This is a genomic window from Streptomyces xanthophaeus, assembly GCF_000725805.1.
In the GTDB taxonomy this organism is placed as follows: domain Bacteria; phylum Actinomycetota; class Actinomycetes; order Streptomycetales; family Streptomycetaceae; genus Streptomyces; species Streptomyces xanthophaeus.
Map to the genome: position 1 here is coordinate 98,169 of NZ_JOFT01000009.1, position 18,737 is coordinate 116,905.

Consider the following 18,737-nt stretch of genomic DNA (forward strand, 5'->3'; position numbering starts at 1 on the left):
TCCGAGCCGCCTTCGGGATTCGAACCCGAGACCTACGCATTACGAGTGCGTTGCTCTGGCCAACTGAGCTAAGGCGGCACCGCTGGTCAGACAAGTATTTCCTCGAAGAGGAGTGCTCATCAGCAGCGGCGCCAAGTCTACAGGGTGCGAAGGGGTGCCCCGAACCGGGTTGTCGGCGCGGGGCCGCCGGGGCGCACCGGCCCCGGCCTCAGCACTTCTTGCCGTCCGCCGGAGCCTTGCCCTCCAGCAGGTAGCGGTTGATCGAGGTGTCGATGCAGTCGCTGCCGCGGCCGTACGCCGTGTGGCCGTCGCCGTCGTAGGTGAGCAGGACCCCGGAGTCGAGCTGCCCGGCCAGGGCCTTCGCCCACTTGTACGGGGTCGCCGGGTCGCGCGTGGTGCCCACCACCACGATCGGCGGGGCGCCCTCCGCGAGCAGCTCCTGCGCCGTCCCCGAGGCCTTCACCGGCCAGTACGCGCAGTTCAGCGAGGCCCAGGCGAGGCCCGCGCCGAAGACCGGGGAGGCCTTCTCGAAGGACGGCAGGGCCTTGTCGACCGCGTCGGGGCCGCTGAAGGCCGGGGGCTGGTCCAGGCAGTTGACGGCGGCGTTCGCGTACATGAGGTTGGCGTACTTGCCGTCCGGCTCGCGCTCGTAGTAGCTGTCGGCGAGGCCCAGCAGGCCGGCCCCGTCGCCGTCCATGGCCGAGGTGAGCGCCTCGCGCAGCTGCGGCCAGGCGCTCTCGTCGTACAGCGCCGCGATCACCCCGGTCGTCGCCAGGGCCTCCCCCAGCGGGCGGTCGGGGTCGCCGGTCGGCACGGGCTGGGCGTCGACCTTGCGGAAGAACTCCTTCAGCTGCGCGGCCACCTCCTTCGGGCTGCCCTTGCCGAGCGGACAGCCGGCCTGCTTCGCGCAGTCCTTGGCGAAGGAGGTGAAGGCCGTCTCGAAGCCCGCCGTCTGGTCCCGGTTCAGGTCGAGCGCCGGACGGGAGGGGTCCATCGCACCGTCCAGGACCAGCCGCCCGACCCGGCCCGGGAAGAGGTCCGCGTAGGTCGCCCCGAGGAACGTGCCGTACGAGGCCCCCACGTAGGAGAGCTTCTCGTCGCCCAGCACCGCGCGGAGCATGTCCATGTCCCGGGCGGCGTCGACGGTGGACACGTGCGGCAGGATCCGCGAGGAGTGCGCCTGGCAGGCCGCCGCGAACTCCTTGAACGCCGCCACCAGCAGCGCCCGCTCGGCCGCGTCGTCAGGCGTCTGGTCCACCTGCGTGTAGCGGTCCATGGCCGGGCCGCTCAGACACTCGACGGGGGTGCTGCGGGACACCCCGCGCGGGTCGAAGGAGACCATGTCGTAGCGGGCCCGGACGGGCGCGGGATAGCCGATGCCCGCGTACGCCTGGAGGTACCCGATGCCCGAACCGCCCGGGCCGCCCGGGTTGACCAGCAGCGAGCCGAGCTTCTTGCCCGGGCCGGTGGCCTGGCGGCGGGACACCGCGATGTCCACGTCCTGGCCCGCACCCGGGTTCGCGTAGTCCAGCGGGGCCTTCATGGTGGTGCACTGGAAGCCGGGGACACCGCAGTCGCGCCAGTTCAGCTTCTGCGCGTAGTACGGCTCCAGGGCCTCCGGTACGGCGCTCGGCTCGGCCTGCGCGCGGGAGGACGCCGCGGCCGTGAGCCCGCCGCCGGAACCGCCCGAACTGCACCCGGAGAGCAGCAGCCCTGCGGCTGCGATCACGGTCCCGGTGGTACGCAGCACGCGACTGGTGTCCATCCGACGAGCCTACGGCCTGCCCGGGCGGCGGCGGCGGGGGAAGCGGGCCGACCGGCAGCACGCCGCGTACGGTCCGGCCCGGCAGGGCAGGGATCGCGCCCGGCCCGGCCCCCGTCCGGGGCCCGGCGGCGGGTCCGCCCGTACGGGTGAGCCGGTCAACCGGCATGGACGGCCCCCGGCGGTCAGCCCGCGCGCAGCGACATCGTCATGGCCTCGACCGCGAGGAGGGGCGCAACGTTGCGGTCCAGGGCCTGGCGGCAGGCGATGATCGCCTCGATGCGGCGCAGGGTCCGCTCGGGGCCCGAGGCACGGGCGATCCGGTCCAGGTCCGGGCGCATCTCCTCGTTGGCGATGGCCACCGCCGAACCGAGCTGGAGGGCCAGCACGTCCCGGTAGAAGCCGGTGAGATCGGTCAGCGCCAGGTCGAGGCTGTCGCGCTGGGTCCTGGTGCGGCGGCGCTTCTGCCGGTCCTCCAGCTCCTTCATCACGCCCGCGGTGCCGCGCGGCATCCGGCCGCCGGTTCCCGCGGCGGCGCCGAGCGCGGCCCTCAGCTCCTCGGTCTCCTTGCCGTCGACCTCCTCCGCGACCTGCTTGGCGTCCTCGGCGGCGGCGTCGACCAGCTCCTGCGCGGCCTTGAGGCAGCCGCCCACGTCGTCGACGCGCAGCGGCAGCTTCAGCACGGAGGCCCGGCGGGAACGGGCGGCCTCGTCGGTGGCGAGGCGGCGGGCGCGGCCGATGTGCCCCTGGGTGGCCCTGGCGGCCGCCTCGGCGACGGCCGGCTCGATGCCGTCCCGGCGGACCAGCACCTCGGCGACGGCCCGGACGGACGGGGTGCGCAGGGTCAGGTGCCGGCAGCGGGAGCGGATCGTGGGCAGCACGTCCTCCAGGGAGGGCGCGCACAGCAGCCACACCGTCCGCGGGGCCGGTTCCTCCACCGCCTTGAGGAGGACGTTCCCGGCGCCTTCGGTGAGCCGGTCGGCGTCCTCCAGGACGATGACCTGCCAGCGGCCGACCGCCGGGGAGAGCTGCGCCCGGCGGACCAGGTCGCGGGTCTCCTTCACACCGATCGACAGCAGGTCGGTGCGGACGATCTCCACGTCGGAGTGGGTGCCGATCAAGGTGGTGTGGCAGCCCTCGCAGAATCCGCAGCCCGGTTCACCGCCGAGGGCGCGGTCGGGGCTGGTGCACTGCAGGGCGGCCGCGAAGGCGCGCGCGGCGGTGGACCGCCCGGATCCGGGCGGTCCGGTGAACAGCCAGGCGTGGGTCATCTTGGACGCGGCGGGCGGCGAGGTCCCCGCCGTGATCGCCGTGACCAGTCCGTCGGCGTCCCGGGCGGCGGCGGCCAGCTGGGTCTGGACCTTCTCCTGGCCCACCAGGTCGTCCCACACGGGCATCCTGCCCACCGCCTTCCGCTGTCGCTGTCCCGGTCCTGCTCAAGTGTGGCGCGTGCCACCGACAATTCCCGCCGGTCAGCGGCGGCGCGGCCCGCGGCCCTCGTCGTCGCCGTCGCCGTCTGCGGCCTCGTCGTCCCGGCGGCGGCCCAGCAGTTCGTCGGCCAGTGTCGGCAGATCGTCCAGCGGGGTCTCCTCGGCCCAGTCGGAACGCGGCCGGCGGGGCCGGCCTTCCTCGTCGAGCGCGGGGAGTTCGCGGGTCCGGTCGTTGTCGGTGTCCCGGAAGATGCCGGGCGGGACCCGGTCGGCCGGGTTCTCCTCGGGGCGCCGGGCCGTGGGCCGCGTCGCCGAGGCCGGTCCCCGGCCGGCGGACCGGTCCGGCGCGGCGGACGGCCGGACGGGCGGCAGCACCGCCGTCTGCTCGGTGTCCCGGACGGGCGGCAGCACCGCGGTCTCCTCGGCGGAGGCCTGGGGCGTCTTGGGCACCGGGACCGTCTGGGTGACGTCGTCCGGCCGTACGGTCCGCTTGACCTGCGGGGTCTCCACGGTGACGGCGTCGTCGGGGTGCGGGTCCTTGCGCATGCGGACCTCGGGCCGGGACGGCGCCTCGGGGGCCGGGGTCGCCGGGGCCGGGGCCGCCGGGGCCGGGGCCGCCGCGGGAGCCGGGGCCGCAGCAGCAGCGGCAGCCGCGGCAGCAGCCGTCTTCGCCGCCACCTCGGCCGCGGCGGCCTCGGCGAGCCGCCGTGCCTCCTCGGCCTTCAGCAGGGCCTCCTCGGCGCGCCGCTGCTTCTCCAGCCGGCGCTCCTCGGCCTCGGCACGCAGCCGGGCCTCCTCCTCGGCCTGCCGGCGCAGCCGCTCCGCCTCGGCCGCCCGTGCCCGTTCCTCGGCCTCGGCACGCAGCCGCTCGGCCTCGGCCCTGGCCCTGGCCTCCTCCTCGGCGCGCAGCCGCTCCTCCGCGGCCTCCGCCTCGGCCTTGATCCGGGCTTCCTCGGCCTCGCGCGCCAGCCGGGCCTCTTCCTCGGCGCGCAGCCGCGCCTCCTCCGCCTTGCGCGCCGCCTCGGCCTCGGCACGCAGCCGGGCCTCCTCCTCAGCGATCCGCCGGGCCTCGATCTGCGCGGCGACCTCGGCCTCGGAGAGCGGGAGCATGCGGTCCAGGCGGTGGCGGACGACGGTGGTGACCGATTCCGGGTCCTGGCCGGCGTCGACGACCAGGTAGCGGCCGGGGTCGGACGCGGCCAGCGTCAGGAATCCGGCCCGCACCCGCTGGTGGAACTCGGCCGGCTCCGACTCCAGCCGGTCCGGGGCCTCCGTGAACCGCTCCCGCGCCGCCTCCGGCGAGACGTCGAGCAGCACGGTCAGGTTCGGGACGAGCCCGTCGGTCGCCCAGCGCGAGATCCGGGCGATCTCGGTCGGGGAGAGGTCGCGCCCGGCGCCCTGGTAGGCCACAGAGGAGTCGATGTAGCGGTCCGAGATGACCACGGCGCCGCGCTCCAGGGCGGGCCGGACCACCGTGTCGACGTGTTCCGCCCGGTCCGCGGCGTACAGCAGGGCCTCGGCGCGGTTCGACAGCCCGGCCGAGGAGACGTCCAGCAGGATCGAGCGCAGCCGCTTGCCCACCGGGGTGGCCCCCGGCTCGCGCGTGACGACGACCTCGTGGCCCTTGCCCCGTATCCAGTCGGCCAGCGCCTCCACCTGGGTGGACTTGCCCGCTCCGTCGCCGCCCTCCAGGGCGATGAAGAAGCCGGTGGCGGACGCCGCCTGGAGCGGCTCGCCGCCCCGCAGGGCCTCGCGCAGGTCGCGCCGCAGGGGTACGCCGCTGCGGTCGTCGGCCTTGGCGAGCACCACCACGGCGACGGGCAGCAGCAGGGCACCGGCCAGCATCAGCGTGAAGGCCGCGCCCCCGTGCGAGAAGACGACCTCGGCGCCGGTCAGCCGGTGCGGGCCGATCAGGGCGGCCAGCACCGGGCCGGCGACGGCCCCGACGGCCACGGCGACCCGGACGACGGCCTGCAGGTGCTCGGTGACCCGGGCCCGGCGGAACTCCTCGGTCTCCAGGTCCAGCAGGGTGTGGCCGGTGTTGGCCGCGACACCCGCGGCGGTGCCCGCGAGCAGCGTCAGGAACAGCACGGTCGCGGTGTCGGGGACCAGCCCGGTCAGCAGCAGGGCGAGGCCGGTGACCGCCGTGGCCAGGGCCAGCAGGCGGCGCCGCGACAGCGCGGGCAGCACCTTGCCGGCCTGGGTGGCGCGGATCCCGACGGCGGTGCCGCCGACCAGCCCGAGCACCATCAGCGCGAAGGAGGCCGGGCCGCCGCCCAGGTCGAAGGCGTGCAGTACGCAGACGGCGGCGGCGCAGGACACCGCCCCGGCGACCGCCGCGCAGGTCAGCACGAAGAGCGGGACGGCGCCGGTCCGGCCCTTGTCAGGGCGGTCGCCCGCCTTCGGTGCCCGCAGGCCCTCCAGCGGGGAACGCGGGCGCGGGGTCTTCGTACCCGGCAGGACCAGCGGGAGCAGCAGCGAGACGGAGGCCGCGAAGAGTCCGGCTGCGACGTACGAGCCGAGGGCGGCCTGGTTGTCGGCGAACCAGCCGACGCCGAGGCCGAGTGCCTTGCCCACCAGGGTCGCGGCGAGCAGCGCGGCCGCGGCGGCGGGCAGCGCGGCGAAGGAGGTCCGCAGGGTCAGCCGGCGCAGCGCGTCGAGGTGGTCCGGGAGCGGCCGTACGGTCGCCCCTTCCGGCGGCGGGGTGGGCAGCAGGGCGGGGGCCGCGCTGTCCTTGGCCAGGCTCCACAGCCGTTCGGCGGCGCCGGAGACGAAGACGGTGGCCAGCAACGCGGTCAGCGCGTGGTCCGGGATCCAGTCGAGCCAGAGCGGGGCGACGACGAACAGGCCGAGGCGGATGCCGTCGGCGCCGACCATCGTCCAGCGCCGGTCCAGCTTGCCGCCGGGGGCGAGCAGCGCCGCGAGCGGGCCGAGGAGGACCGCGCCGAAGACCAGGGTGGCGAGGATCCGTACCCCGAAGACGACGGCGACGGCGAAGGCCGCGCCGCGGTAGCCGCCGCCGAAGGCCGCTTCGGACACGGCCGCCTGGTAGGCCAGCAGCACCAGCACCAGCAGGGCCAGGGCATCGCCGATGCCGCTCACCAGTTGGGCGCTCCACAGACGGCGCAGCCCTGGGGTGCGCAGCAGTGCGCGCACCGCACGCTCGCGGGAATCCGCGGCTAGGGCTTCGTCGTAGGTGGGGTTCGCCGGGGCGGTCACGACCGTTGGCTGCTCGGCTCGCGTCATCCGCCCAGCCTATCCGCTGCGCCTGGCCGCTGCGGAGGCCTGTGGACAAGGCCCGGTGTGACCCCGGACCCACCTTCCGGCGCGACCGCCCCCGAGGCGGCCGCACGCCGACCGCCGCACGCCGGACGCGCCGGACACCGACCGCCGGACACCGCCGGACGCCGGACGCACGAGAGCCCCGTGCCAGGGCACGGGGCTCTCGCAGCGACTGCACGTCCGGGACAGGTCCCGGTGAGCGGTCCCGGGTACCGGTCCCGGACTACTCGTCCGCGGGGGCGGCGACCGCCTTCTTGGCGGTGGTCTTCTTCGCCACCGTCTTCTTGGCGGTCGTCTTCTTGGCCGCCGTCGTCTTCTTCGCGGCGGCGGTCTTCGTCGCCGTCGCCTTCTTCGCCGGGGCCTTCTTGGCGGGGGCCTTCTTCGCCGTCTTCTTGGCCGGGCCCTTCGCACGCTTCTCCGCGAGCAGCTCGTAGCCGCGCTCGGGCGTGATCGTCTCGACGTCGTCGTCCCGCCGCAGCGTCGCGTTCGTCTCGCCGTCCGTCACGTACGGCCCGAAGCGGCCGTCCTTGACCACCACCGGCTTCTCGCTGACCGGGTCGGTGCCCAGCTCCTTCAGCGGCGGCTTGGCCGCGGCCCGGCCGCGCTGCTTGGGCTGCGCGTAGATCGCCAGGGCCTCGTCCAGCGTGATCGAGAAGAGCTGGTCCTCGGTCTCCAGGGACCGCGAGTCCGTGCCCTTCTTCAGGTACGGGCCGTAGCGGCCGTTCTGGGCCGTGATCTCCACGCCCTCCGCGTCGGCGCCGACCACGCGCGGCAGCGACATCAGCTTGAGCGCTTCGTCGAGGGTGACCGTGTCGAGGCTCATCGACTGGAAGAGCGAGGCCGTCCGCGGCTTGACCGCGTTCTTGCCCGTCTTCGGGGTGCCCTCGGGGAGGATCTCGGTGACGTAGGGGCCGTAGCGGCCGTCCTTCGCGACGATCTCGTTCCCGCTGACGGGGTCCTTGCCGAGCTCGAACTCGCCGCTCGGCTTCGCGAACAGTTCCTCCGCGTAGGCGACCGTCAGCTCGTCCGGAGCCATGTCGTCGGGCACGTCGGCCCGCTGGTGGCCCTCGGAGTCCTTCTCGCCGCGCTCCACGTACGGCCCGTAGCGGCCGACGCGCAGGACGACGCCGTCGCCGACCGGGAAGGAGGAGATCTCCCGGGCGTCGATCGCGCCCAGGTCCGTGACCAGCTCCTTCAGACCGCCGAGGTGGTCACCGTCGGCCGGTACGACCTCGGTGGCGTCCTCCGAGCCGAAGTAGAAGCGCTTCAGCCACGGCACGGACTGGGCCTCGCCCCGCGCGATGCGGTCGAGGTCGTCCTCCATCTTCGCGGTGAAGTCGTAGTCGACGAGCCGGCCGAAGTGCGTCTCCAGCAGGTTGACCACGGCGAACGACAGGAAGGACGGCACGAGCGCCGTGCCCTTCTTGAAGACGTAGCCGCGGTCGAGGATCGTGCCGATGATCGACGCGTACGTCGACGGGCGGCCGATCTCGCGCTCTTCGAGCTCCTTGACCAGCGAGGCCTCGGTGTAACGGGCCGGCGGCTTGGTCGAGTGCCCGTCCGCCGTGATCTCCTCGGCGGCGAGCGCGTCGCCCTCCGCGACCTGCGGCAGGCGCTTCTCGCGGTCGTCGAGCTCCGCGTTCGGGTCGTCCGCGCCCTCGACGTAGGCCTTCATGAAGCCGTGGAAGGTGATCGTCTTGCCGGAGGCGGAGAATTCCGCGTCCCGGCCGTCCGCGGCACGCCCGCCGATCTTCACGGTGACGGAGTTGCCGACCGCGTCCTTCATCTGGGAGGCGACGGTCCGCTTCCAGATCAGCTCGTAGAGACGGAACTGGTCGCCGGTCAGCCCGGTCTCGGCCGGGGTGCGGAAACGATCACCCGAGGGGCGGATCGCCTCGTGCGCCTCCTGGGCGTTCTTGACCTTGCCCGCGTAGACGCGCGGCTTCTCCGGCAGGTAGTCGGCGCCGTACAGCTGCGTGACCTGCGCCCGGGCCGCCGTCACGGCGGTCTCGGACAGGGTCGTGGAGTCCGTACGCATATAGGTGATGAAGCCGTTCTCGTACAGCTTCTGGGCCACCTGCATGGTCGCCTTCGCACCGAAGCCGAGCTTGCGCGAGGCCTCCTGCTGGAGCGTCGTCGTACGGAACGGGGCGTACGGGGAGCGGCGGTACGGCTTGGACTCGACCGACCGGACCGCGAAGGACGCGCCTTCGAGCGCGGCGGCCAGGGCCCGGGCGTTCGCCTCGTCGAGGTGCAGCACCTCGCTCTTGAGCTGCCCGGTCGAACCGAAGTCACGGCCCTGTGCGACGCGCTTGCCGTCCACCGTGTTCAGGCGGGCGACCAGCGTGGACGGGTCGGAGGCGTCACCGGCGCGGCCGGTGGAGAAGGTTCCGGTCAGGTCCCAGTACTCGGCGCTGCGGAAGGCGATGCGCTCGCGCTCCCGCTCGACGACGAGGCGGGTGGCCACCGACTGGACGCGCCCGGCGGACAGCCGCGGCATGACCTTCTTCCACAGGACCGGCGAGACCTCGTAGCCGTACAGGCGGTCGAGGATGCGGCGGGTCTCCTGGGCGTCGACCATGCGCTGGTTGAGCTCGCGCGGGTTGGCGACGGCGTCGCGGATCGCGTCCTTGGTGATCTCGTGGAAGACCATCCGGTGGACGGGGACCTTGGGCTTGAGGACTTCCTGCAGGTGCCACGCGATGGCTTCGCCCTCGCGGTCCTCATCGGTGGCGAGGAAGAGTTCGTCGGACTCGGCCAGCAGCTCCTTGAGCTTGCGGACCTGGGCCTTCTTGTCAGCGTTCACCACGTAGATCGGCGCGAAGTCGTGCTCGACGTCCACGCCGAGACGGCGGACCTCGCCGGTGTACTTGTCGGGGACCTCGGCCGCGCCGTTCGGGAGGTCGCGGATGTGCCCGACGCTCGCCTCGACGACGTATCCGGGGCCGAGGTAGCCCTTGATCGTCTTCGCCTTGGCAGGGGACTCGACGATGACGAGTCGGCGGCCGCCCTTTGCGGTCTCGCTAGTCGGGGACAACTTGGCTCTTCTCTCCGGTCGGCACTCGGTCGCGATACGGCGACGCTGCGGAGTGTGACGGTACAACCCGCCCCCGTGTCAAACGGCACAAGCCCGCAACGGCCACTCGAACGGTAACCCGACAAGTGCCGTTTCTGCCGCCCGGATGCCGCGCCGGACCGTTACCGATCACCGGGCAGGGTGGCCGAAGGGCCGTCTGGCCCCGCCCCCGGCCGCCTCCGCGCACCCGTTCCCACGTGCGGTTTCCAGCCGGATCCAGGCCCCTTCGGCCCGGCGCGTCACAGCTGTGCGAGGCACCACACGCCGAGGGCCAGCGCGCCGCCGCCGGCCAGCAGTGCCAGCGGTACGGCCACGGCGGGGCGCACGTCCTCGGCCACCGGCGCGCGGCGGCCGACGCACGCCCCCGTCCAGGCCAGCAGAGCGGCTCCGAACAGCAGGAACACGGTCGCCGAGAAGATCGCCGGGCCCGTTTCCATGCCGTTCCCCTTTACCCCTGAGCCGCCCAGCCGGATCCCCCCGGACCCGGCTGGGCAGGAGCATGCCAGCCGTGGGGATACGCGAGCCGAACTCGGGGTTACATCATGGATTCGGCAGGCTCCCGGGCTCCGCGGCGAAGCCCGGCCGCCCCCCGGACCGGGCCTACCGGCCGTCCTGCGGACCGTCCTGCGAACCGGCCGGCCGCCCGGGCGTGGCGGGCGTGGCGGGCTCCAGGAAGCCCTGCTCGATCAGCAACCGGATCGACTCCGGGGTCCGGTCGCGCAGAACGACCGGATCCTCCTGCACCAGATGTGCGATGGCGTCCAGGATCCGGCCCGCACTGAGTGAGCCGTCACACACTCCGGCGAAGCCCGCGCCGACCGTGTCGACCTTCGTGGCGCGCCGCATCCCGCGGTTCTGCCGCAGCACGACGTGCTCCGGGTCCTCCGCACCGGGCGCGCCGACCTGTTCCTGGACCACCTCTGCACTGAGCAGGAAGTACTCCTCCAGGAGGGCCGCGTCATCGTGTTCGCGCAGGTAGTCCTGGCGGGCGAAGTGCGCCAGGACCGTCTCGCCGAGCGGCTGCTCGACCGAGTGGGGCCATTCCTCGATCACGATCGAGGGCTCGGCCGCGTCCGTCCGGCGCAAGGTGATCCATCCGAAGCCGACGGACTTGGTGCCGCTGGCCTCGAACTCGTCCAGCCAGTCCTCGTACCGCCGGGCGTACTCGGCGGGGTCGGCGCGGTGGTCGCCCGCGTCCCGCAGCCACAGCTCTGCATACTGCGTCACGTCCTGCACGTCACGCTGCACGATCCACGCGTCGCAGCCGCGCGGCACCCAGGAGCGGAGCCGGTCGCGCCAGTCCTCGCCCTCCACGTGCTGCCAGTTGCCGAGGAACTGCGCGTACCCGCCCGGGTTGAGCCGCGCACCGGCCTGCTGGACCAGGCTCCGGCACAGGTCGTCGCCGCCCATCCCGCCGTCCCGGTACGTGAGGCGGGCGCCGGGGGAGATCACGAACGGCGGGTTCGACACGATCAGGTCGTACGTCGCCTCGCCCACGGGCTCGAAGAGCGACCCGACGAGCAGCTCGGCCTCCGGCGCCCCGGACAGCGCCAGCGTCAGCCGGGTGAACTCCAGGGCCCGCGGGTTGACGTCGGTGGCGGTGACCCGGGTGGCGTGCTGGGCCGCGTGCAGCGCCTGGATGCCCGACCCGGCCCCCACGTCGAGGGCGGAGTCCACCGGGATGCGCACGGTGATCCCGGCGAGCGTCGTGGACGCCCCGCCGACCCCGAGGACCACGGCCTCCTCACGGCTGCCGATCCCGCCGGCCCCGCCGACGGCGCAGCCGAGGTCGGACACGATGAACCAGTCGTCGCCGTCGGGACCGCCGTACGGGCGCACGTCGACGGTGGCGCGCAGCTCGTCGCCCTCGCGCCGCAGCCAGCCGTCGGCCAGCGCCACGTCGACGGGCAGTGCGGCCTTCGCGTGCACGTACGGCACGGGCTGCTGGAGCAGGAACAGCCGGACCAGGGCCGCGAGCGGGCCGTCTCCGCGCGTGGCGCGCAGGGCGGGGACGGTCTCGCTGCGGGCCAGGGCGGCGTAGGCGGGCGCGCCGAGCAGGTCGAGCAGCCCGTCTGCGGTGAAGCCTGCGGCGAGCAGGGCTTCGCGGAGTCCGGCGGCATGGGCGGGCGAGGGAAGGCTGGTGGTACTCACCCGTCCATTGTGTCCGCTGGCGCCGCCGATCCGTGCGCCGCGCGGCACCGGCACGGAGATCGGCGCGGACACCGGCGCAGGCGCCCCGGCGCCGCCGCGGCCGCCCCGGCGCGCCACAGGGCGGCCGCGGCCCCGTGCGGGACCCCGACCGCCCTGTCCGGCGTGTCCTGTTGCCCGGTTACTTCGGCGACGCGGAGCCGGCCGTCACCTGGCAGCCCTTCTGGCCGTTCATCGCCGACTCCAGACCGCCCGCCTTGAGCTGCGCGAGGGCCTGCTTGCCGCCCGCCGACGCCGCTTCGAGGCCGCCCGCGACCTCCTTGAGGCCCTCGGCGAACTTGGTCTGGTCCTTGGGGTCGAGACCGTCCATCTTGGTCTTCAGGTCGGCGTAGCCCTTGGAGGTCGCCTCGAAGCCCTTGACCGCCTCGGCCTGGGTCGCCTCGCCGTTCTTGACCGGCGGAACTCCCGCGCTCTGCAGGGCGGTCCCCATCGTCTTGTACGACTCGGACATGGTCCCGAAGGCCGCCGAGTCGGTCTGCTGGACCTCCTCGGGCTTGCTGCTCTCCGACGCCACGCGCTTGATCTCGCCGTTGGCCGTTTCGATCTTCTTGAGTTCGGGCTGCCACTGGTCGCAGACCTTCTTGGCCCAGGCGTCGGCCTTCTTGTCGCCGTCGTCCCCGCCGCAGCCGGACAGGACGAGCATCAGCACCGCACCGCCCGACAACGCGGCCGCAAGCTTCTTGTTCACCGGATTGGTCCCTTCGAAGGCTCTCGGCCCGGAAGATACACGCCTGCCCTCCGGCGACGTACAAAGGCGGACGGACGGCGCGTCAGTACGCGCCGCCCGTCCGCCGTTCGGGCGTACGGCCGGCCCTGCCCGGCCCCGCCCCGCGCCCCGGTCGGACCGGGGTCAGGAGACCGTCGCGGGGTCGGCCGACTGGGCCACCCGCTCGGCGGCTCCGCCTTCGCTCTCGTCACCGACCGCGATGCCGCGGCGCTTGGAGATGTACACCGCGCCGATGATGACGCCGATCGCGAGGACCGCGACCACCGCGCGTACGGTCGGGCTGGTGTCGTCGCCGTAGCTGAACTGCACGACGGCCGGGGCGATCAGCAGCGCCACCAGGTTCATGACCTTCAGCAGCGGGTTGATGGCCGGGCCTGCGGTGTCCTTGAACGGGTCGCCGACCGTGTCCCCGATGACGACCGCGGCGTGGGCCTCGCTGCCCTTGCCGCCGTGGTGGCCGTCCTCGACGAGCTTCTTCGCGTTGTCCCACGCGCCGCCGGAGTTGGCGAGGAAGACGGCCATCAGGGTGCCCGTACCGATGGCCCCGGCCAGGAAGGAGCCGAGGGCGCCGACACCGAGCGAGAAGCCCACCGCGATCGGGGTGAGGACGGCGAGCAGGCCGGGCGTGGCGAGCTCGCGCAGCGCGTCCTTGGTGCAGATGTCGACGACGCGCCCGTACTCGGGCTTCTCCGTGTAGTCCATGATCCCGGGGTGCTCGCGGAACTGACGGCGCACCTCGTAGACCACGGCGCCCGCGGAGCGGGAGACCGCGTTGATGGCCAGACCGGAGAACAGGAACACGACGGCCGCGCCCAGGATCAGCCCGACCAGGTTGTTGGGCTGTGCGATGTCCAGGCTGAGGTTCATCTCCCCGGCCTTGGCGCCGACTTCCTTGACCGCGGTGGCGATGGCGTCGTTGTACGAGCCGAAGAGCGCGGCCGCGGCGAGCACGGCCGTGGCGATGGCGATGCCCTTCGTGATGGCCTTCGTGGTGTTGCCCACGGCGTCCAGGTCGGTCAGGACCTGCGCGCCGGCGCCTTCGACGTCGCCGGACATCTCGGCGATGCCCTGGGCGTTGTCGGAGACCGGTCCGAAGGTGTCCATGGCGACGATGACGCCGACCGTGGTGAGCAGACCGGTGCCGGCCAGTGCCACCGCGAAGAGGGCCAGCATGATCGACGTGCCGCCGAGCAGGAAGGCCCCGTAGACGCCGAGGCCGATGAGCAGCGCCGTGTAGACGGCGGACTCCAGGCCCACGGAGATCCCGGCGAGGACGACGGTGGCGGCTCCGGTCAGGGAGGACTTGCCGATGTCGCGGACGGGACGGCGGTTGGTCTCGGTGAAGTAGCCGGTCAGCTGCTGGATCAGGGCCGCGAGGACGATGCCGATGGCGACGGCGACGACGGCCAGGATCCGCGGGTCACCGGGGTGGTTCGCGATCGCGGCGTCCTCGACGCCGACGAGCTCCTTGTAGGTGCCCGGCAGGTACGCGTAGACCGCGATGGCGACGAGCACCAGGGAGATCACGGCGGAGATGAAGAATCCGCGGTTGATGGCGGTCATCCCGCTGCGGTCGCTGCGGCGCGGGGAGACCGCGAAGATGCCGATCATGGCCGTGATCACGCCGATGGCGGGCACGATCAGCGGGAAGGCGAGGCCGAGGTCGCCGAAGGCGGCCTTGCCGAGGATGAGTGCGGCCACCAGGGTGACGGCGTAGGACTCGAAGAGGTCGGCTGCCATTCCCGCGCAGTCGCCGACGTTGTCGCCCACGTTGTCGGCGATGGTCGCGGCATTGCGCGGGTCGTCCTCCGGAATGCCCTGCTCGACCTTGCCGACCAGGTCGGCGCCGACGTCGGCGGCCTTGGTGAAGATGCCGCCTCCGACACGCATGAACATCGCGATCAGCGCGGCCCCGAGGCCGAAGCCCTCCAGGACCTTGGGGGCGTCGGCGGCGTAGACCAGCACGACGCAGGAGGCGCCGAGGAGGCCGAGGCCGACGGTGAACATGCCGACGACGCCACCCGTGCGGAAGGCGATCTTCATCGCCTTGTGGGAGACGTCGGTCAGGTCCTTGGCGGGCTCCCCCTCGGCGGGGGTGGCCTCGCGCGCGGCGGCGGCGACGCGGACGTTGGCGCGGACCGCGAGGCGCATGCCGATGTAGCCGGTGGCCGCCGAGAAGAGGGCGCCCACGAGGAAGAAGGCGGACCGTCCCGCCCGCTGCGACCAGTCGTCGGCGGGGAGCAGGAAGAGCAGGAAGAAGACCACGACGGCGAAGACCGCGAGGGTGCGCAGCTGCCGGCCGAGGTAGGCGTTGGCACCTTCCTGAACGGCTGCGGCGATCTCCTTCATGCTGTCGGTTCCCTCGTCGGCGGCGAGGACCTGGCGGACCAGGATCTGCGCGACGACGAGTGCGGCAAGTGCCACTGCCGCAATGACGATCACGATGAGCCGATTGTCATCGGTGAGTACTGCGGCTGCCAGATCCGTGGTGCGATCCGGCGCGAGAGGGGTGAAGAGCCCCGTCATTCGTCCTCCTTGACGTGATGAGCTCAAGATGTGGACGGATTGTAGGGAGCGCACCCTGATCAAAACAGTGGGCGGGAAACGGAATTGGCCTGCTCTTGCTCCTCAGCAATAGATCGCGTCACTCCATTACCCTCGAAAGAAGTAATGGGGCAAAGGCATTGACGCCTGATCATTGATCTAGGGGCATGAAAAAGGCCCTGCTCAGCAGGGCCTTGATTAAGATCGGAAGATACGACGGAATGCGGGAGCCGTGGATCTACGGAAGATCCGCGGCCCCGGCCACCGGCCAGCTCATCCGGATGGTTCCGCCCGATTCCCCGGCGGTCACCTCGACGTCGTCGACGAGCCCGCTGATCACGGCGAGGCCCATCTCGTCCTCGCCCTCGATGTCCGGGTCCAGGACGGCATCGATGCCCGCCACGGCATCGACGGGACCGCCGGCCGGTCCGGGGACCTCGTCGCCGACCTCGATGGAGAACACCTTCTCCTCCTCGGTCAGCACGACCCGGACCGGCGCGGTCAGCCCGTTGCTGCGATGGAGTCCGACGGCGCGCGAGCAGGCCTCGCCCACGGCGAGGCGAACCTCGTCGAGGACGGCTTCCTCCACGCCCGCCCGCCGCGCCACGGCGGCCGCGACCAGGCGGGCCGTCCGGACGTGTTCGGGCTGGGCGCTGAAGCGCAGTTCAACGGTGGCCATGCGCGTCCCCCTCGGACTACGGGCGTGCCTTGACAGGGGCCCGGGCCACCCGTGGCCCGGTACCCCCGCTCTGCTTGCCGGCTCCTTGCCGCCTGGAGCCGTCAGTCGGTGGCGTTGACGGCGTCTTCCACGGTGGTGTGGATCGGGAACACCTTGGTCAGACCGGTGATGCGGAAGATCTTCAGGATGCGCTCCTGGTTGCACACCAGTCGCAGCGAACCCTCGTGCGCGCGGACGCGCTTGAGGCCTCCCACGAGCACACCGAGTCCGGTGGAGTCGAGGAAGTCCACTCGCTCCATGTCGACAACCAGGTGGTAGCTGCCGTCGTTCACCAACTCGACCAACTGCTCGCGCAGCTTGGGCGCGGTATACACATCAATCTCGCCACCGACCTCTACGACCGTACGGTCGCCGACAGTGCGAGTCGACAGGGACAGGTCCACGGATCCTCCAGCACCTTGCTATCGAGCGGCGCCCCCCAGGGGCCTCCCCACCCGAAGGTAGGCGAGGGATTGGCTGCCGCGATGGCATTCAATCACTTACCGGCAGGCGCGCACGACGCCTTGGGACCATTGTCCCGCACGCCAGTGACACACTCGGTTCCAATGGCCAATACTCACCGCCCCGGTCGGCCCACGGCACCCGCGGACGCCAGACCCACCCCCGGCACGGTCCTGGACCGCTTGGCAGGGGGGTCTTCCCGGGCTGCGCGCATCACCCATACGGAGCACTTGCCCCCTCGGGCGGGTCGTCATGCAGTCTGGCCCGACCGCATCCGAACGGATGTCGTGGCCGCGATCCAGAACGCCGGGATCGACCATCCGTGGGAACACCAGTCCGCGGCCGCCGAGCTCGCCCTGGACGGCGAGTCCGTGGTCGTGGCCACCGGCACCGCCTCGGGCAAGTCCCTGGCCTACCTCGCGCCGCTGCTCTCCGCCCTCGCGGACGGCGCCGAGGCCCCGAACGGGCGCGGCGCCACCGCCCTGTACCTGGCCCCCACCAAGGCCCTGGCCGCCGACCAGCGGCGCGCCGTACGCGAGCTGGCCGCCCCGCTCGGCAATGCCGTCCGCCCCGCGGTCTACGACGGGGACACGCCGGTAGAAGAACGCGAATGGGTGCGCCAGTACGCCAATTACGTCCTGACCAACCCCGACATGCTGCACCGCGGGATCCTGCCGGCCCACCCGCGCTGGTCCTCCTTCCTGCGGTCCCTGCGCTACGTGGTGATCGACGAGTGCCACACCTACCGGGGAGTATTCGGCTCCCACGTGGCGCAGGTCCTGCGCCGGCTGCGGCGGCTGTGCGCCCGCTACGGCTCCGAACCCGTCTTCCTGCTGGCCTCCGCCACCGCCAGCGACCCGGCGGCGGCCGCGTCCCGGCTGACCGGGGTGCCCGTGACGGAGATCACCGACGACGCCTCCCCGCGCGGCGAGGTGGTCTTCGCCCTCTGGGAGCCACCGCTGCTCACCGAGCTGAAGGGCGAGAAGGGCGCTCCCGTACGCCGTACGGCCACCGCGGAAACCGCCGACCTGCTGACGGACCTGGTCGTCCAGGGGGTCCGTACGGTGGCCTTCGTGCGCTCCCGTCGGGGCGCCGAGCTGATCGCCCTGATCACCCAGGAACGCCTCGCCGCGGTCGACCGGTCACTGGTCCGGCGTGTCGCCGCCTACCGGGGCGGCTACCTGCCCGAGGAGCGCCGGGCCCTGGAGCGGGCCCTGCACTCGGGCGAGCTGCTCGGGCTGGCCGCGACGACCGCCCTGGAGCTGGGCGTGGACGTCTCGGGCCTGGACGCGGTGCTCATCACCGGCTACCCGGGCACCCGGGCCTCCCTGTGGCAGCAGGCGGGCCGCGCCGGGCGCTCGGGGCAGGGCGCCCTGGCCGTGCTGATCGCCCGGGACGACCCGCTGGACACCTATCTGGTCCACCACCCGCAGGCGCTTTTCGAGCAGCCCGTGGAGGCCACCGTCCTGGACCCGGACAACCCGTACGTCCTCGCCCCCCACCTGTGCGCAGCTGCGGCGGAGCTTCCGCTGACCGATGCGGATCTGGCTCTTTTCGGCCCTTCGGCCGCCGAGCTGCTCCCGCAGCTGGAAGCGGCGAAGCTGCTGCGCCGACGCGCCACCGCCTGGCACTGGACCCGGCGGGAACGCGCCTCGGACCTGACCGACATCCGGGGCGGCGGCGGCCGCCCGGTGCAGATCGTCGAGGCCTCGACGGGCCGGCTGCTGGGCACCGTGGACGAATCCGCGGCCCACACCGCCGTCCACGAGGGGGCCGTCCACCTCCACCAGGGCCGCACCTATCTGGTGAAGCAGCTGGACCTGGAGGACGCGGTGGCGCTCGTGGAACAGGCGGACCCGCCCTTCTCCACCACGGCCCGCGACACCACCTCCATCTCCGTCCTGGAGACCGAGACCGAGATCCCCTGGGGGGCGGCCCGGCTCTGCTACGGCTCCGTCGAGGTCACCAACCAGGTCGTCTCCTACCTGCGCCGCAAGCTGATCACCGGCGAGGTCCTGGGCGAGGCCAAGCTGGACCTGCCGCCCCGCACCCTGCGCACACGGGCCGTGTGGTGGACGGTCACCGAGGACCAGCTCGACGAGGCCCGGATCAATCCGGAGATCCTCGGCGGGGCCCTGCACGCCGCCGAGCACGCCTCCATCGGCCTGCTCCCGCTGTTCGCCACCTGCGACCGCTGGGACATCGGCGGCGTCTCCGTGCCGCTGCATCCCGACACCCTCCTCCCCACGGTCTTCGTCTACGACGGCCACCCCGGCGGCGCCGGTTTCGCCGAGCGGGCCTTCCACACGGCCCGCGCCTGGCTGACCGCGACCCGCGACGCCATCGCCGCCTGCGAGTGCGAGGCCGGCTGCCCCTCCTGCATCCAGTCGCCCAAGTGCGGCAACGGCAACGACCCCCTCCACAAGCGCGGGGCGGTCCGCCTCCTGACCCGCCTCCTCTCCGAGACCCCACCCGCGCCCACCACCACCCCCTGAAGCCCACCCGGGCCACCCACCCCGGCGGGGACC

At 72.8% G+C, this 18,737-nt stretch carries 11 protein-coding genes and 1 tRNA gene; 1 reads left to right on the forward strand and 11 read right to left on the reverse strand.

What is annotated here, in order from left to right; translation table 11 throughout:
• Positions 1–4: 4 nt before the first annotated feature.
• The 11 genes from IO30_RS0101710 to bldG all read right to left on the reverse strand — a co-directional run bounded on the left by IO30_RS0101710 (position 5) and on the right by bldG (position 16,151).
• Positions 5–78 (reverse strand) — tRNA-Thr (locus IO30_RS0101710).
• Positions 79–208: 130 nt separating this feature from the next.
• Positions 209–1,765: an alpha/beta hydrolase gene (locus IO30_RS0101715; protein WP_031138471.1), complete on the reverse strand. Its 1,557-nt coding sequence runs from the start codon at positions 1,763–1,765 to the stop codon at positions 209–211.
• A gap of 182 nt (positions 1,766–1,947) precedes the next feature.
• Positions 1,948–3,159 (reverse strand): DNA polymerase III subunit delta', encoded by a 1,212-nt coding sequence (locus tag IO30_RS0101720; protein ID WP_031138473.1) that lies wholly within the window; start codon positions 3,157–3,159, stop codon positions 1,948–1,950.
• A gap of 75 nt (positions 3,160–3,234) precedes the next feature.
• Positions 3,235–6,438: a dTMP kinase gene (gene tmk, locus IO30_RS0101725; RefSeq protein WP_031138475.1), complete on the reverse strand. Its 3,204-nt coding sequence runs from the start codon at positions 6,436–6,438 to the stop codon at positions 3,235–3,237.
• A gap of 259 nt (positions 6,439–6,697) precedes the next feature.
• Entirely contained in the window at positions 6,698–9,511 is a 2,814-nt protein-coding gene (topA, locus tag IO30_RS0101730; RefSeq protein WP_031138477.1) for a type I DNA topoisomerase, read from the reverse strand.
• A gap of 278 nt (positions 9,512–9,789) precedes the next feature.
• Positions 9,790–9,987 (reverse strand): hypothetical protein, encoded by a 198-nt coding sequence (locus IO30_RS0101735; RefSeq protein ID WP_031138479.1) that lies wholly within the window; start codon positions 9,985–9,987, stop codon positions 9,790–9,792.
• Positions 9,988–10,150: 163 nt separating this feature from the next.
• Entirely contained in the window at positions 10,151–11,701 is a 1,551-nt protein-coding gene (locus tag IO30_RS0101740; RefSeq protein WP_051901782.1) for a DUF7059 domain-containing protein, read from the reverse strand.
• 178 nt (positions 11,702–11,879) lie between these two features.
• Positions 11,880–12,446, reverse strand: a complete 567-nt coding sequence (locus tag IO30_RS0101745) for a hypothetical protein (protein ID WP_031138483.1) — start codon at positions 12,444–12,446, stop codon at positions 11,880–11,882.
• A 162-nt stretch (positions 12,447–12,608) separates the two neighbouring features.
• Positions 12,609–15,011, reverse strand: a complete 2,403-nt coding sequence (locus IO30_RS0101750) for a sodium-translocating pyrophosphatase (protein ID WP_031138485.1) — start codon at positions 15,009–15,011, stop codon at positions 12,609–12,611.
• 256 nt (positions 15,012–15,267) lie between these two features.
• Positions 15,268–15,708 (reverse strand): ATP-binding protein, encoded by a 441-nt coding sequence (locus tag IO30_RS0101755; RefSeq protein WP_031138487.1) that lies wholly within the window; start codon positions 15,706–15,708, stop codon positions 15,268–15,270.
• Positions 15,709–15,809: 101 nt separating this feature from the next.
• Positions 15,810–16,151 carry an anti-sigma factor antagonist BldG gene (gene bldG, locus IO30_RS0101760; protein WP_008743037.1) on the reverse strand — a complete coding sequence of 114 codons (342 nt, stop codon included), beginning with the start codon at positions 16,149–16,151 and terminating at the stop codon, positions 15,810–15,812.
• Between the two features lie 81 nt (positions 16,152–16,232).
• On the opposite strand from bldG, the gene IO30_RS0101765 reads away from it, so the two are divergent.
• Positions 16,233–18,704: a DEAD/DEAH box helicase gene (locus IO30_RS0101765; RefSeq protein WP_031138490.1), complete on the forward strand. Its 2,472-nt coding sequence runs from the start codon at positions 16,233–16,235 to the stop codon at positions 18,702–18,704.
• The last annotated feature ends 33 nt before the right edge of the window (positions 18,705–18,737 follow it).

Excerpts from the sequence above, each read along its gene's own strand:
- IO30_RS0101765 (WP_031138490.1), top strand. The coding sequence starts at position 16,233 with ATGGCATTCAATCACTTACCGGCAGGCGCGCACGACGCCTTGGGACCA.
- tmk (WP_031138475.1), bottom strand. The coding sequence starts at position 6,438 with ATGACGCGAGCCGAGCAGCCAACGGTCGTGACCGCCCCGGCGAACCCC.
- IO30_RS0101735 (WP_031138479.1), bottom strand. The coding sequence starts at position 9,987 with ATGGAAACGGGCCCGGCGATCTTCTCGGCGACCGTGTTCCTGCTGTTC.
- IO30_RS0101750 (WP_031138485.1), bottom strand. The coding sequence starts at position 15,011 with ATGACGGGGCTCTTCACCCCTCTCGCGCCGGATCGCACCACGGATCTG.
- IO30_RS0101720 (WP_031138473.1), bottom strand. The coding sequence starts at position 3,159 with ATGCCCGTGTGGGACGACCTGGTGGGCCAGGAGAAGGTCCAGACCCAG.
- IO30_RS0101715 (WP_031138471.1), bottom strand. The coding sequence starts at position 1,765 with ATGGACACCAGTCGCGTGCTGCGTACCACCGGGACCGTGATCGCAGCC.
- IO30_RS0101755 (WP_031138487.1), bottom strand. The coding sequence starts at position 15,708 with ATGGCCACCGTTGAACTGCGCTTCAGCGCCCAGCCCGAACACGTCCGG.